Annotated in this window: 5 protein-coding genes; 1 reads left to right on the forward strand and 4 read right to left on the reverse strand. The window is 65.8% G+C overall.

Translation table 11 applies throughout. From position 1 onward, the window contains the following. Positions 1-22 precede the first annotated feature (22 nt). Positions 23-214 (forward strand): suppressor of fused domain protein, encoded by a 192-nt coding sequence (locus ACIRB1_RS12650; RefSeq protein WP_403465525.1) that lies wholly within the window; start codon positions 23-25, stop codon positions 212-214. A gap of 46 nt (positions 215-260) precedes the next feature. Here the strand turns inward: ACIRB1_RS12650 and ACIRB1_RS12655 are convergent, their stop codons facing one another. From ACIRB1_RS12655 to ACIRB1_RS12670, 4 genes are all read right to left on the reverse strand, one after another. Next, on the reverse strand, positions 261-1199 hold the full coding sequence (locus ACIRB1_RS12655) for a tetratricopeptide repeat protein (RefSeq protein WP_403465526.1): 939 nt from the start codon (positions 1197-1199) through the stop codon (positions 261-263). Between the two features lie 1136 nt (positions 1200-2335). Then, positions 2336-2869: a hypothetical protein gene (locus tag ACIRB1_RS12660; RefSeq protein WP_403465527.1), complete on the reverse strand. Its 534-nt coding sequence runs from the start codon at positions 2867-2869 to the stop codon at positions 2336-2338. A gap of 250 nt (positions 2870-3119) precedes the next feature. Beyond that, positions 3120-3566 carry a hypothetical protein gene (locus ACIRB1_RS12665; protein ID WP_403465528.1) on the reverse strand — a complete coding sequence of 149 codons (447 nt, stop codon included), beginning with the start codon at positions 3564-3566 and terminating at the stop codon, positions 3120-3122. 84 nt (positions 3567-3650) lie between these two features. Beyond that, positions 3651-14735: a LamG-like jellyroll fold domain-containing protein gene (locus ACIRB1_RS12670; protein ID WP_403465529.1), complete on the reverse strand. Its 11085-nt coding sequence runs from the start codon at positions 14733-14735 to the stop codon at positions 3651-3653. Between the last annotated feature and the right edge of the window lie 256 nt (positions 14736-14991).

The raw sequence follows: 14991 nt of genomic DNA on the forward strand, positions 1-14991 counted from the left end.
AACGGGCAGTGACGGGCTGATCATGCCCTACCTCCACGGCCCCGACCTCGAACATTGTCCGCTGCCGGGAGGACACGCCCGCATCCTGTGGACCCTGCCGGTGACCGCGGCCGAGATCGAGTTCCGCAGGCGTCACGGACACGAGGCGTTGGAACAGCTCTTCGACGAGGCACAGATCGTCCCCACCGATCCCTACCGAGCATCGGTCGCCTGACCTTCCGGCCTCATCCGGTTCGCCTACTTGGAATTGCCATGTGGCATCAGGCACCAAGACCTGTCCCGTTAGTGATCTTCGAGCTGTTCTGGATGCGGCGGGCCGCAGTCACGAGCTCGGCAGGCAGCGCGGGGCCGTCACACGCGTAATCGATCAGCAGGTCCCGGTAGGAGTCGTTCGGCAGGTTCGGCGCCAGTTCGATGAGTTCGCTCAGTTCGGCGGGCGACCCGATCAGCCGTGCTCGGTAGGCGGCTCCGGCAGCACGGAGCGTGAGCCCAGTCGGCTCGTACTCCATTCCCTGATCAATCAGCCGGACCGCAGCGGCGAAGTCGCCCTGCTCGGCGTGTACGTCGGCCAGGTCGAGATGGAGCGACCAGTTGGCCGGGTCCAGGGCAAGAGCGCGCTCGAACGCCGCCACCGTCCGTTCAGGATCACCCAGCTTGCGCCATGTACCCGCTCGCACGACTTCCGTCAGCATGATCGGCTCCACGGAGTCCGCCCGGTCGCAGAGAGCCAATGACGTATCGGTGAGACCGCATGTCCGCAGCAAGATCGCCATCTTGGCCAACGCATCCGGCGACGGCCGCCGGGCAGCGACCGCGTCGACGGCCTGGAACCAGGGCCGGAACCGTTCCCGCGTACTTTCGGTGTCCAGAACACGGCCGTGGTCCATCGTCCGCATTGCGGCCTCGGCCAACGCATCGGCACTCACCACACCGAGAAATCGCGCATCGCCGAACCAAGGGGCTTGGGCCCATGCGATGTCGGGTTGCACACCAGTGACCGACCCGATCGCCAGCGCCGCACCGTCCATGTCACCCTCAAGGAAGCTGATGTACGACCGCGCCAGCAGCGTCCTCAAGGAGTCGGCGCCCTGAACGACCTCGGCCAGTTCGGACGGCTTGTCCCTCCACAACTCGGCAAGGACCGTATAAGGCTCGGGGTTCTCAGGTGTGGAGGCGATGGCACCCGCCAGATAGTGCACGGCTGCTGCTGGGCTGCCCCCGCAGTGCGCCATCACCTGCGCGAGACCTACTCCAACTGCCACTGCCCGATTCGACATTGGCCGAGGGTATCCCTGACGGAAGCCTGCCGGCCCGCCCACCCAGGACTCGCTGGACACGACGCCGTGATCTTGTTGCGGCAGGAGTATTGGCGACGCCAAAACCGCCCTGGGCACGAACGCGGTTCGCAAGAGCCGGGCCCACCCGTCGACCAGTCAATGATTTGATCTTGGGCCAGCTCTCGGGAGTCACGTGATGGTGGTCCCCGTCGTCGGCGTCCATCCGTGAATGGAAGGGCACGTACAGCTGATCGTCTTCGAGACGGTGGGTGACGCCGCCCATACCGAATACGGTGAAGACGATTCCTACGCCTGGTGCTTCCGTCGGGTCCAGTTGGCGTCCCAGGCCATATCCGAGGGGTAGTCCCATTCTTCTCGGTACGTGGTATGTAAGGACGATTGGGTATGCACCTCGCCTACTCAATTTCCTGAACGCGAATAGGTTCAGCACCTCCCAAATAGAGCATGCATCCCGCATCCTCCTGGTCCGATTTTTCTGGAGGAATTACGTAGATTCCGGCGGTCGGTGCAGGAGCCCAACCTAGGCTTCGCGGAGGATCGTACGCCTCATAGTGCCCGACATAAAGGCGTGTCGACGGGATGGAGACCGTACAGACATCTCCAGCACGCAGCTCAGACGCTGGCGGTTCGAGCCGATATGGAACCCATTCTGGATTAGACTCTCCGTAGGGCAGCGCAAGAGTTCCGTCCCAGCGAAAATTGGCTGAATTGTCGACCGCACCCCAGGGCCAATCCAACGTGATGTATCGCGAATTCACCGACACAACCCTGGCCCCTGCGGGCTCACATGAGACAACTACCTCACTGCCGACTTGAGGAAGCATAATTACCTGCCACCTATCCTGACCGTGAAACGGCACCAACCTGCTCAAATTTGAAGTGAAACTTGCCACCGCCCTAACAACGGGAAATCATGTGGCGAAACCGTACCTGCCCTCACACCCTATCGGCTCCGAAATCCGTGCCCGCCAAAACAAACTACCGGTCGACCTGGATTCACAGGGCTAGCCTCAGAAATATATGCCGCACTCCCACATTCAGTCGGTCGAGAATGCCGTGAGAGCCGAGGCCAGCTGATTACCGTATTCATCGCAACTATTCAAAAGTCGGCGACCCGTCTCGGAGGAGATCAGTTCGTCATTTTCTGGCGCGACCAGGATTGCTTCATGACAGGTGCTTTCAATCTCTCGATTCATGGTGCCGAAATATCCCAGACCATATGAAAGAAAATGTTCGCCAGCACTGCGGAGATAGCCCCGACGATCCTCTTCCCCCTCGACCAGAGTGAGTGAAGATTCCATGTACTTGTCGAGATAGTCGGCCATTTCGCGAGCAAGGCAGACAACTGTGCCGGTCTGGACCTCACTCAAATCTCCCAACGCTTCCCCGAGCATGAGCCAACCATTGATGGCCTCCAACTGGAAGCTCTCAGCGAATTCCGGCTCGATCCCAGACTCGAACAGCGGTGCAGAGCGGAGTTCGATGATGGCCTGCTGGAGCCCTCCGTTGCTCTCCCCATCCATCTGTGCCTGGCCGGCTCGGATCAGAGATTCGACTGCCGTACTGTCCACTCCCCACTTCTCCGGCATAGTGATCCGAAGGAGTGGTGCCTGCAGTCTGCGTAGAGCAAGGTATGCCGCCTGATTGCGTTGTTTTCGCGACATGCATGGACCTGAGCTGACAACGTTTCTTCGTCACGCCGGCCCAATTGGCTCACTCCACCGATGACCTCGCACAGTCGGCGCTCCACGTCCTGCTTCCCTTGCAAACACCCGTGCTCCCGCGCACGTGCCCAATCCGCCCGAACCATAGAGAGTCTCTCTATTTGTCGGACAACGCCTGCAACACAACCTCCCACTGGAAGTCAATTAGCCGAGAGCAGTTCTCATTATCTCTCTCGGATTCAAGCAGCTCTTGGGGCAGTCCTTCCGTATGCAACACAGCCTCATAGCAGGAAGACATGATCTCTAGCGTTGAATCCGAATCGAACCCGGCAACCACACAATCGAAGAACAGCGAGAGACCTGCCACCAACGAATCAGTCCCGATTGCCAGATCCTCATTCGCCAAAGAATACAATCGACTGGAAATGCGGTCAGCTTCGTCACGATCGAAATCCTCAGAGGGGGCGGACTCGATAATTGACCTGACAAATTGGACCGTAGCTTCGGAGAACACTTCATCGAATGAAGGTCGAAAGAACTCAAGCGACCCACGGATCACCTGGAAAGAAACTTCCCCTCGCATATCCGGGGAAATCTCCTCCAAGGACTCACTCCAATGTTGCGCTCGCACATCCCACAAGCTCAAAACACACCTCCTACCCTTGCTTTCCTGTCTTAATTTCGCTCTTCATCGATCCCATGGGGCCAATCGAGTCTGCTCGAAGAGTTGTATGTTAGGAAATTCGTTACCCCTCGCCGCACAGTTCTGCCGTTCAGGTCCGCAAGCTGGTCGAGAAGCCACGATAGTACCCTCGCCTTCCAGGCTTCCATCTTCCACCGCATTGAAAAGAATTTGCTCTGCGTCAGTCTGGAGTGCTTGACCACCTGGCCCTTTAGTGACGTAATCCACTCCAAATATTCGCCGATACCCCTTCGCTTTCGCCAGAGCCTTCAGTGCCACAGAGGCCCGATTATTGTTAGTGGAGTAAACTAGTTCCCCCCCAAGTTCGCCCGTGGCAACCGTCGTACCTTGATCGGCCATCTTGTTACCATTTGTGGGCGGATTCTGGAGCTTCGAAATATTGGCATCGTGCAAAGCCTGCGCGTCATCACCCAACTCTTGCGCTGTCTTCGCGCCGTTTATCGGGCAACTCGCCGGAGACACCAGGTTGACATCGACGTTGTGAACCAGAACCGGAGTGTTCCCGGCCTCCACATAGTAGGTGTGGAGTGTGCCGATGGTCAGGTCGTAGGTAGTGGTGTTCGCGTGGTAGAGCCGAACCCCGGTGACCTCAGCCGTCCCGGACGGGGTCTGGAGGACGTCGCCGGCCTTCAGGTCCTTGCCCTCGATGAACGCCGACCGGGTCTCGTCGTAGAACGGGTGGTGGAAGGTCGTCGTCAGGTGCGCGCCCTGCGCAACCGGCGCCTCCCCGCCAGCCTTGCCGCTCTGACCGGGCGTTGCCGAGGACACCGCCGCGACCGTCTTGGCCGCCGGCTCCTGATCAGCGCCGTGGCCGTGGCTCGCGCCCAGCGCTCCCAGTACCGCAGCCGACGCCGCCAGGCCGAATGCCGCCTTGCGGGCGACCTTCTTGGCCAGGGACTTAGTAGCGGTGCTCGCGCCCTTCTTCGCGCCAGTCTCGACCGCCGCCTTGACCGTCAGGTCCACGAAGTCGTGGTCCGTGTGCGTGACGATCACCGCGGTGACCTTGTGCGCCTCCGTACCAGCAATCCCCGGCACCGAGTTGGCGATCGTGTCGCCCACCTTCATCTGTTCGATCGCCTTGGTCGTGCCGTCGGCCATAAGTACCCGGGTAGCACCAGTGAAACTGTGAACAGGGCAACTACCCGACCGCGACTGCGATTTAGTCCCCGCCCCCTCGGACTCCGCCGCCGAAGCCGCCTCATCCGTGGCATCCGCAGCCCCGGACTCCCCGGCTTCAGTCGCCCCCTTCCCGAAGAGCCCTCCGACGACCTCCATCGCCTTCGGAGCCGCCTTGGCAAGGAGCTTTCCGCCCAGGGAACCAAGCGCGCCGCCCAGCGCACCCGTCACCGCGCCCTCGACCGCCGACCCCGCGAACGCACCCGCGCTGCAGTCACCGCCGCCGTTCTGGGCGCACTTGAAGCCCTGCTCGACCAAGGACCCGGCCGCACCCGCCAACGCGGCGCAGCCAATCGTGCCCACGCCCCACGTCGCCGCCTCGCAGCCCGCGAAGACCGCCGTCGACACCACGATCGACGTGATCGCCGCCGCGTGGTTCTTGACGAACTTCGCGGTGGTCTTCACCGCCTTCACCGTGGCGTGGTAGGCCGTCCGCGTCGCATGCGCGACCGCCTTCGCCGCCTTCTTCACCTCATGCGCGACCTTGTGCGCCGCCTTCTTCACCGCGTGTACCACGCGATGCGCGACCCTCGATGCCTTGTGGTACGCCGTATGCACCGCGTGAACTGCCGCGTGGTACACGCGTTTCACGTGTCTGACCGTGTAGTGGTAGACCCGCCGCGTCACCCGCACCGTCGCCCGGTACACGTCGTGCACCTGGTGAACGACCCTGTGGGCCGCGTGCTTCACCGCGTGAACCACCTTGCGGGCCACGTGCTTGGCCGCGTGGTACACGGCCTTCGCCGCGTGCTTGACCTTGTGCGCCACGTGCTTGGCGGCCTTCACCTCGCACGAGCCGGTCCACCAGGAGCAGTGGCCGGACGGGTCCGTGCCCACCATCGGGTTGTCGTCGACGTAGGCGAAGGGGTTCGCAGCCACCGAGTCGGGGCTCGGGTCCAGGGACACACTGTCCTTGTTCAGGAACTCCCCGGAGTTCGGGTTGTACCAGCGGGACGCCGTGCCCACGTCACCCGTGCCCGGCTCCGTCCAGCCCGACTGGAAGCCCAGGTGGCCGATCAGTGACAGCGTCGCCGTCACCTTGCCCAGCGGGTCGTACGTCGCCGAACCCGAGAGGGCCGTCGCGCCCGACGTGAACGTGCCCACCACGTCGTCGTGCAGGTCCGTCAGAGCCAGGGCACCGGTCGACGAACCCGACTGCTTGATGCCCACCAGGCCGCCGCCCGGGTCGTACGTGTACGACGCGTCCCCGTCCGTCGCGATCGTGTTGTCCGCGCCCGAGTAGGCGAACGTACGGGTCGACGACGCGGCCGTGTCGGTGTCCGTGATGTTCCGGCCCAGCGCGTCCAGCGTGTAGGACTGCGGGCCGGCGACTATCTGGCCGCCGAACGCGTCCGTCTTGAACGCGGCCGTGCCGTTTGCCGTCGACGACTCCTGCGTCATCGTGCCGCGCGCCGAATAGGAGTACGAGTTGATGCCGTCCGATGTCAGCTGGTCCCGCGCGTCGTACGTGTAGACGTCCGCGCCGGACCGCACCCGGTTGCCCGAGGCGTCGTACGAATACGCCGTCGTCGTCGAGCCGTTGTTCCACGACGTCAGGCGGTCCGACCAGTCGTACGCGTACGTGTTCGTCGACGCGCCCGTCACGCCCGCCGTCGTCTTCGACGTCAGGTTGCCGTTGTTGTCGTAGCCGTACGTGAAGCTCGACACCGTCGACGCGCCCTGCACCATGACGTCGCTCGACAGCTCGTGCGCGCTGTTGTAGCCGAAGGTCCTCGTCTGGCCCGTGCTGCCGTACTTGATCGTCTTCAGGTTGTTCAACTGGTCGTACGTGTACGAGAGATGGGTGCCGCTCGCCGCGTCGTCCAGCGTGGAGAGGCGGCCCGCCGTGTCATAGCCGTACGACTGCGTGCCCGCCGCGTCCGTGCGAGTCAGTGTCGAACCGTCGTCGTTGTACGTGAAGCTCGACGAACCCGCCGAACCCGACGCCGAGAGCAGATCGCCCCGGTCGTCGTACGTGAACGCGTCGTGCGTGGACGCCTGGTGGTCCGCGGCGCCTACCGTGCCGGCCTCGTCCGTGTCCGCCGAGGTGACGCGGCCGTCGGCGTCGTAGGAGAAGCTGTGCTTCGCCGAGGCCGCTTCCGCGCCGGTGCCCGTCATCGTCTTGAGCTGGTCGTTGGCGTCGTACGTCATCGACGTCGTGACGCCGCCGGGGGCGGTGGCCGAGGTGGCGTTGCCGTCCGCGTCGTAGGCGAAGGTCGTCGTGGAGTCGGCGGCCGAGGTGTATTGGGACGTCGTGGGCTCGGTCACCGTCGCCTGCTGGCCCCAGGGGGTGTAGCCGTAGCGCCAGGAGTTGCCGCGGCCGTCGGTGAAGCGGGTGCGGTTGCCGGCCGCGTCGTAGCCGAAGGACGTGGTGATCGACGTCGTCGCGTCTACCGGCTCCACCTGCTGGGTGATCGTGCCCGCCGCGTCGTACGTCCAGCGGGTGGTGTGCTGGTTGGCGTCGGTGGCCGCGGTCAGGTTGCCGTTGCCGTCGTACTGCTGCGAAGTGCCGTAGAGGAACGTGCCGTTGGGGTCGTAGCTGCGAGTCGCCGTCGGGTCGTCGTTGACGTTGTAGTCGGTAGTCGTGTAACTGCCGTCTGCCAGCGTTGTCTTGGTGGGGTTGTCCTCGAAGTCGTAGGCGTAGGAGGTGGAGTTGCCCGCGCCGTCCGTGGTCTTCGTGACGTCGCCCGCGCGGTTGTAGGCGTACGTCGAGGTCACGCCGCCCGGGGTCGTCGTCGAGGCGACGTGGGCGCCGTAGGGGTTGCCGGTGGTGACCGCGTAGGAGTTGGTCGTGGTCAGCGTGCGGTTGGAGGGGTAGCGCTCCAGGGTGGTGGAGGTGACCTGGCGGCCGAGGTAGTCGAAGGTCGCCTGGGCCTGGGCGCCTGTGCCGTCCGTGGCCGTGCGCTGTTCGCCGTTGGTGTCGTAGGTGGCGTGTGTTTTCGTGCCGTCGGGCTCGGTTACCTGGGCCAGGTCGCCCAACTGGTCGTAGAGGTACGACGTCGTCCTGCCGCCCGGTGTCGTCTCGCTGGTCTGGTTGCCCTCGCTGTCGTACGTCCAGACTGTCGTGCCGGAGTTGGGAGTTGAGGCTCCGGCCGGGGTGTAGGAGGGGAGGGTCTCGCTGACCTTGTTGCCGACCGCGTCGTAGGCCGTGGTGGTGACCAGGCCGGTCGGGTCCTTCTCCGCGACGGCCTCGCCGAAGGTGTTGAAGCCGCTTGAGGTGACCGGGTTGACGGGCGCGGCGTTCGCGGCGATGCCGTCCGGCTCCGACTGGACCGTCGGTGCCGTGGTGACCGCGAGGTTGCCGGCCTGGTCGTACGCGTAGGTGGTGGTGTGCTGCTCGGGGTCCGTCATGGACGTGGGCAGACCGCGTTTGTCGTACGTGTACTTGGTGGTCTGCTGGTCGGAGGAACCGACCGTGCCGCCCGAACGGCCCTTTCCGTACAGGGAGTTGATCTCGCTCGTCGACAGCGCCCGCTGGTAGGTCTGGACGTTGCTGACCGCGCCGTTCACGGCGTTGCTGACCGCGCCCGAGGCGGTCTTCGCGCCGCCGATGGACAGCGGGCCCGCGCCGGTCCAGGGGGCGGGGTTGTTGGCGGTGCCCGCGAGGGTGCCGTTGACGTACAGGTTCATGGTGCCGGTCGACGCGTCGAAGGAGCCGACCAGTTGGGTCCAGGTGTTGAGGGCGGGGGTGGTGGAGGCGGAGGCGCTGTAGTACGCCGACGGGGCGGCGGAGGTGTCCTGGCTGGGCGAGATGAGACGGAAGACACCCGTGGTGGAGGCGTACTGGAGGTAGAAGGAGGAGCGGTTGGTGCCGCCCTGCGCGACGAAGGTGCGGAAGGTGGAGGCGTCGGACAGCTTCACCCACGCCGACACCGTGTAGGACGAACTCGTGTCCAGGACCGGTCCGTTGGTGGCGGCGATGTCGCCGTTGCCGGAGGTGTCGCCGCTGAACTGGGCCGCGTCGTCCGACCAGGTGACGCCCGGTCCGGCGGTGACGGTGTTGCCGGTGCCGGAGGAGTCGGTGACCGAGCGGCCGGTTGTCTGGTTCAGCTTCCACCAGCCCGACGGGTGCCCGGAGGCGTCGCCGTACAGGGTCTCGCTGAGCAGGTTGCCCATGTCGTCGTACGAGTCGGTGGTGGTGCGGTCGTAACCGGTCGCGTCGTGGTCGTTCTCCGACGCGACCTGGTCGTCCGGTGTGTACGACACGGACGTCACGCGGTCGACACCGGTCGGGTCGACGGTCGTGGACGTGGTGCGGCTGGAGGCGTCGACCGTGTACTGGGTGACGTTCTCGCCGTTGTCGGTGGTCTGGGTCAGCAGGTTGCCGGCCGCGTCGTAGGTGTCCGACTCCAGCGTGTAGCTGCTGGTGCCGTCGGAGCTGGTCCTCTTCACCGTCGCGGTCAGGCCGTCGTCGGTGTAGGTGTACGACGTCTTGTTGCCCATCGCATCCGTGACCGAGGCCAGCCGGTCAGCCGGGTCGTAGGCCCGCGAGGACTCGACCAGTTTCGCGGCGGTCCCCGGGGAGACCGGGTCGCCGGTGTACATCAGGCTCTGCGTGAGCAGGTTGCCGTTGTCGTCGTAGGTGTAGTCGGTCTCGTTGCCGGCGCTCGTCACCTCCTTGGTCTTGTTGCCTGAGGTGTCGTACGTGTACGTCGTCGTGTTGCCGTAGGACGTGCCTGCCGCGACGTTGGCGTCGGACTCGGTCAGCAGCCGGTCGTAGGCGTCGTAGGTCTGGGTCTCGGTGCGCGGGGCGTCGCCGCCCTGAGCGTCGGAGACGGTCTGGGAGAGGACATCGCCGTCGTCGTCGTAGACCGTGCTGGAGACGGCGGAGTGGTCGGCGCCCTGCACACGGTCGGTGATCTTCGGGTCGTGCTCGGCGGTGACCTGGCCGTTCTTGTCGTAGTCGTAGCTGGTGGTCAGACCGGCCGGGTAGGTGTCGGAGACGACGTTCTGACTCAGGACCTGGCCGACGCCGTCGTAGGTGTACGACGTGACCAGGCCGATGGCGTCGGTGGTGGAGGCGACGTCGCCGTTGGTGAAGTACGACACGGAGTTGACCGCTCCGCCGGGGCTGACCGTCTTGACCGGGAGGCCCTTGGGCACGACGCCGCCGTTGGCGGAGGGGTAGGTGCTGGTGCCGTCGCTGTAGACGGTGGTCGTGGTGCGGCCGGACGGGAAGCCGGGGACTGCGGGGCCGGTGACGGCGGTCTGGTTGCCCGCCGAGTCGTAGGTGTACGACGTCAGATACGTGTTGTCCGTCGCGGACGCCGAACGGCCGTCGCGCTCGGTCAGCAGCTGGTCGTTGCGCGGGTCGGCGGTGGTCAGCTGGGCGGTCGTGTCGTCCGGGTAGTACGTGTAGTACTCGGTGTTGCACTTGTTGGCGACCTGGTCCTGGCAGGACGTGGACGAGACGATGTTGCCGCGGACGTCGTGACCGGTGGTGGTGACCGCGCCGTTGGGGTCGGTGACCGTGTGCTCGAAGCCGGCCGTGTCGTAGCCGAAGCTGGTCTTGTTGCCGAGGCCGTCGGTCTCGGTCAGGGCGCGGTTTCCGTTGGTGACGTCGTAGGTGTACGTCAGCGTGGACGTGGTCGGCGAGGTCACCTTGACCGTCTCGACCGGGAGCAGCCCGCTGGAGTTCTTGGCCGCCTCGACATGTGCCGCCACGTCCGCCGCGCTGAGCGCCGTGTGGTAGAAGGCCGCGTCGGCGATCGAACCGGTGAAGTGGCTGACGTCTCCCGGGGAGTTGAGCCAGCTCTTGGCGAAACCGGCGCCCAGGTAGAGGTGGGTGTAGGTCTGGTCGGCCGGGGTGCCGGAGTAGCTGGACTGCTGGACGCCGTCCAGGTACAGGGTCTGGGTGGCGCCGGAGGCCGTGAGGGCCACGTGGTGCCAGGTGTTGTCGGTGACCGTGCCGGTCGAGCCGAACGCCGTCGAGCTGGACCCGCTGCCCGAGTAGTAGTGGCCGTGCAGTTTGTTGTCGCTGCCGACGTACAGCAGGGGCGCCCAGGTGCCGGACGTGGTGGTCGCGCCGGAGATGACCGCCGACTGGGCGCCGACGATGACGCCTTGCGAGGCGGTCTTGAACCAGAGTTCCAGAGAGCGGTCGCTGGTGCCGAACTGCACGGACGTCGGCAGCTCGGTATAGGAGGAACTGCCGTTGTACGTCGTGGCCTTGGCGTCGCTGAACGGTCCTGTCGCGCCGAGTGTCACTCCGCTGTACGTGCCGTTGCCGCCGTGCACCTCGTTGAGGGCCGTGGTCGCGCCGGCCGCCTCGCCGAGCCGGTAGTAGCCGGCCGGTCCGCCACCGAGGACCGCGCCCCGGTAGGTCTGGCTGGAGCCGGTGACGGTGGGGGCGGCGAGCTTCCAGACGCCGCCGTTCTCGTCGGTGAGCTGGGTGAGTGTTGTCGTCGCCGGGTCGTAGGTCATCGTCGCGAAGGACTTGCCGGAGGGGCGCTTGACCGAGGTGAGCAGGGACGTCGAGTGAGTGCCGTACTGGTAGAGGGCGTTGACGTCGGCGGCAACCAACGGGCGTCCGTACCAGGCCGCGTCGGCGATCGAGCCGTTGAAGTAGGTCGCGTAGCCGGTGCCGTCGGTGGTGCTGCTGTTCGCCTCGTCGGGCCAACTGCCGCCCAGGAAGCCGGTACCGAGGTAGTTGAAGACCTGGTTCTTGCCGAAGGCCACCGCGCTCTTGATGGAGACGGTGCCGGTGCGCGAGCCGACCTTCGTGTTGTCCAGGAACAGCGTCTGCGAGTTTCCGGCGGCGCTCAGCACCACGTGGTGCCACTTGCCGTCGGCCACGGACGCCGAGGACACGATCGGGTTGATGCCGCCGCTGTACCAGAACTCGGCGTTCAGCTTGCCGTCGGTGCCGACGTAGACCGACGGGGTGTAGAAGCCGGCGGCCTTCTTCGAGCTGATCGGCTGGGAGGCGTACGAGTAGAGCACCCCCGGTCCGGCCGAGGTCTTGAACCACAGGGACAGCGCGCCCGAGTCGGTGTCGTTTCCGGTGTTCTTCGGCAGGGCGACGTCGGAGGTGGTGCCGTTGAAGGAGGCCGCGGTGGAGGAGGAACCGGTGAGCGGGCCTGCCGCGCCCAGCGTCACGTTCTCGTACGTCGCGTTCTTCGTGCCCTCGTTGGCGAGGACCGCGTCCTTCGCGGTGGTGCCCGAGGTCTCCGTGAGCGGCCAGGCCGCGCTCGGGTCGAGGTCGAGGGACGCGTTCTGGTACTGCGAGCCAGTCGTGTAGCCGTACGTCGTGCACTTCGTCGTCGACAGCGGCGCGCACACGGTCGTCAACTGGTCGCCTGTGTAACCGTAGTTCCAGGTCAGCGCGGTCGACGCGGTGCCGGCGGTGACCGGGTCGGTGGTGACGGTCGCGACATGCGCGGCGAGGGCGCCGGAGGGGGTGGACCAGGTGAGGGCCAGTGTGCGGCCGGACACGTTGGACTTCATCTGTGTGACGTGGCCGCTGGTCCAAGTGAGCGATATGGAGCGGCCGTTGGCGTCGGTGACGGAGGTGAGTCCGTAGTTGCCCGTGGTCAGCAGCGTGGTGAAGGCGTAGACCGTGTCGTCCTTGTCGGTCAGGCTGTAGCCGCCCGCGCTGACCGTGGTGAACGTGGCCCAGCGGCCGGTGCCGGGCGCGAAGGTGCCGTCGCTGTTCTTGCCGTAGCCGACCTGTGAGCCGTCCGGATAGGTGACGTTGACGCTGGTGACCGCGCCGGCCGCGCTGTACTGCTCGGTGGCGCGCGCGTCGAAGATGGACGACCAGCCGGAACCGAAGGCTCCGGTCCAGCGCGGGTCACGGGAGTTGTAGTCGCGCTCGACGTCGAGGGACGGGCCGACGGTGGAGATCGAGGCGTCCGTGTCGGAGGTGGTGTAGTTGCCGATGGACGCGTCGAAGCCGTGGTCGCTGCTGTTCTGCGAGAGCCCCGAGGTGATGACCGGCTGGGGCACCTGGACGGACAACTCGTAGGGATCGGCGGGCGAGTAGAGCGCGGTCGTCGCGTCGTACGCCTGGACTTCCCAGGTGTAGTTCTTGCCCCAGGCCAGTTTCCCGGCCGGCACGGTCCAGTCGCCGGTGGAGACCAGGCCCGAGTCGACGACCAGGGCGTTGTTGGCGTCGTAGACCTTGAACTGGTACTTGTTCGCGCTGCCGCTGGTGGAGTTGGCGCCGCCCGCCCAAGCGGTGAGCTCCGGGGTGGTGGTGCCGACGACCGCGTTGTCGGCGGGGAACTGCTCGTAGAGCTGCGGGGCGGTGTTCCCGGTGTAGGTGACGATGAGCTTCGGGCCGAGCCCCGGGTCGTTGAAGGAGCCGAACTGCTTCCAGTGCAGGCTATCGGTCGTGGCCGCGTAGAGCGCGAGGCCGTAGTCGGCGGTCGTGCCGCTGAACCAGCCCTGGATCGCCGAGGTCGACAGCGTCACGTCCACCGTGTCGCCCACGGACCGGTCGGCGGCCGTGTTCGCGCAGGCGTTCGGCACGGTCGGGGTCAGGTTGCCGATGGAGGCGCCGTAGCTCGGCCCGGGATAGCCGGTGACGCCCTCGGGCGTCCAGGCCTGGGTGACGAGGGCGACGTCGAAACGCTCGGCGGTGCAGGTCGCGGCCCAGGTGTCGAACAGTTCCAGTTTCGCTGCGGTGACCGTCAGGCCGCTGTCGTCCCAGGCGGTGTCCCAGTGGTTGATGTAGCTCGCCGCGGAGTGCGTGCCCGAGTCGTACGAACCGACCTTGATCGTCTGCTCGTAGGAGTGGTCGCCCGTCGAGTCCGAGCCCGACTCGGCGTAGGTGGTGGTCCAGCCGTCGGTGACGGTCGGGTCGACGGTGACGGGGAAGACGCGGTGCGTGTCCTTCAGCCAGGCGTCGTCGAGGGTGATCCTCAGCGCGTAGCCGCCGCCGTCCCGCACGAGGGTGGTGGTGACGTCGTGGGTGGTGGTCGGCTCACCGGAGCGCGGATCGACCTTCGAGTCGTAGGCGTACGACGGTGGGACGCGCTCCACGGTCTTGTCCGCGCTGTCGCGCAGGTCGATCGAGCCGTCCTTGTTCTGGACGGGCGTGAGTCCCTTGAGGTGGAGCGGGAAGGTCCAGGAGTTGCCGGCGTCCGCGGAGTGCAGGACGACCGCTTCCTTCACGCCGGTGGCGGTGGGGGCGACCTGGAGGTCGGTGTCGGTGAGGACGTCCGGGTAGGTGACGCGCGAGCCGTCGTCGGCGGTGCCCTTGACGGCCTGGGCGTTCTTCAACCCGTAGGAGACGGTGTGCCGCGCGTCGGCGGAGAGGGAGACGAGGGTCGAGTCGTCCGCCTTCGCCGCGAAGTCGACGCCAACGGAGTTGGCCTTCTCGTGCCACCGCCCGTCGGGTCCGGCCCTCACGTCCACGTCGATGGGCGCCCATTTGCCTTTGCCGACCTGGTAGTTGACGGGTGTCGGCGATATCTGTCTGGTGATCGACCCGTCGGCGTTGTCGAATACGGTGTCGGTCCGCGAGGACTTCCCCGCGTCCCGCTTGCTGGTCCTGGCGTTGAACCCGGCCTTGCCCGCGGCGCTCTTCCCGCGCTTCACCGACGCCGAGTGGGCGTGGTAGGCGGCGAGTTCGCCCTTGCCCTTCCCCGGCTTACGGCCCGCGCCCTGGTGTGCCTCGGTGGCGGCGGCCGAGACCCGGTGCCGCTTCCCGGCCGCCGTGCCGGACTTCTCCGACGGCAGCCGGCCCCAGTGCGGGTCCTTCAGCCAGGCGGTGAGCGAGGACAGGCTCGGCAACGAGACGTCGACGGCGTGCAGTTCGACCCCGTCGGCCATCGCCTGCTGCGTCGTCCACATCAGCGCGAGCGCGGTCAGCAGGAGCAGGGCGACACCACGGCGGGCGCGTCGCGCGCGGCGGGGTGAGCGAACACGGCGAGCTAGCCGGATGCGCACGACAGGGACTCCAACGGTCGACAGACAAGGGCGCAACTGCGCTGACCGCAGTGTCAGTTGTCGTTTGACCGAGCCCTGACAGAGAAGTCGCAGAAACGCACAGATCCTGCCTGTCGCTCACACAGGCCGAACAGACCCAGGAGGGGATCATGAAGCGATCTTGACCACTACCCGGTAAACCGACCCGACTTGCCTCGCATATCCGTTTCCCCCTTGTGAATTCCTTTGCGTATACATCTACTTGGGCAGAGGATGC

The organism is Streptomyces sp. NPDC096013 (assembly GCF_044763565.1).
Taxonomy (GTDB): Bacteria; Actinomycetota; Actinomycetes; order Streptomycetales; family Streptomycetaceae; genus Streptomyces.

Bases quoted from the DNA above. Each gene is read 5' to 3' on its own strand.
- ACIRB1_RS12650 (WP_403465525.1), top strand. From the start codon at position 23: ATGCCCTACCTCCACGGCCCCGACCTCGAACATTGTCCGCTGCCGGGA.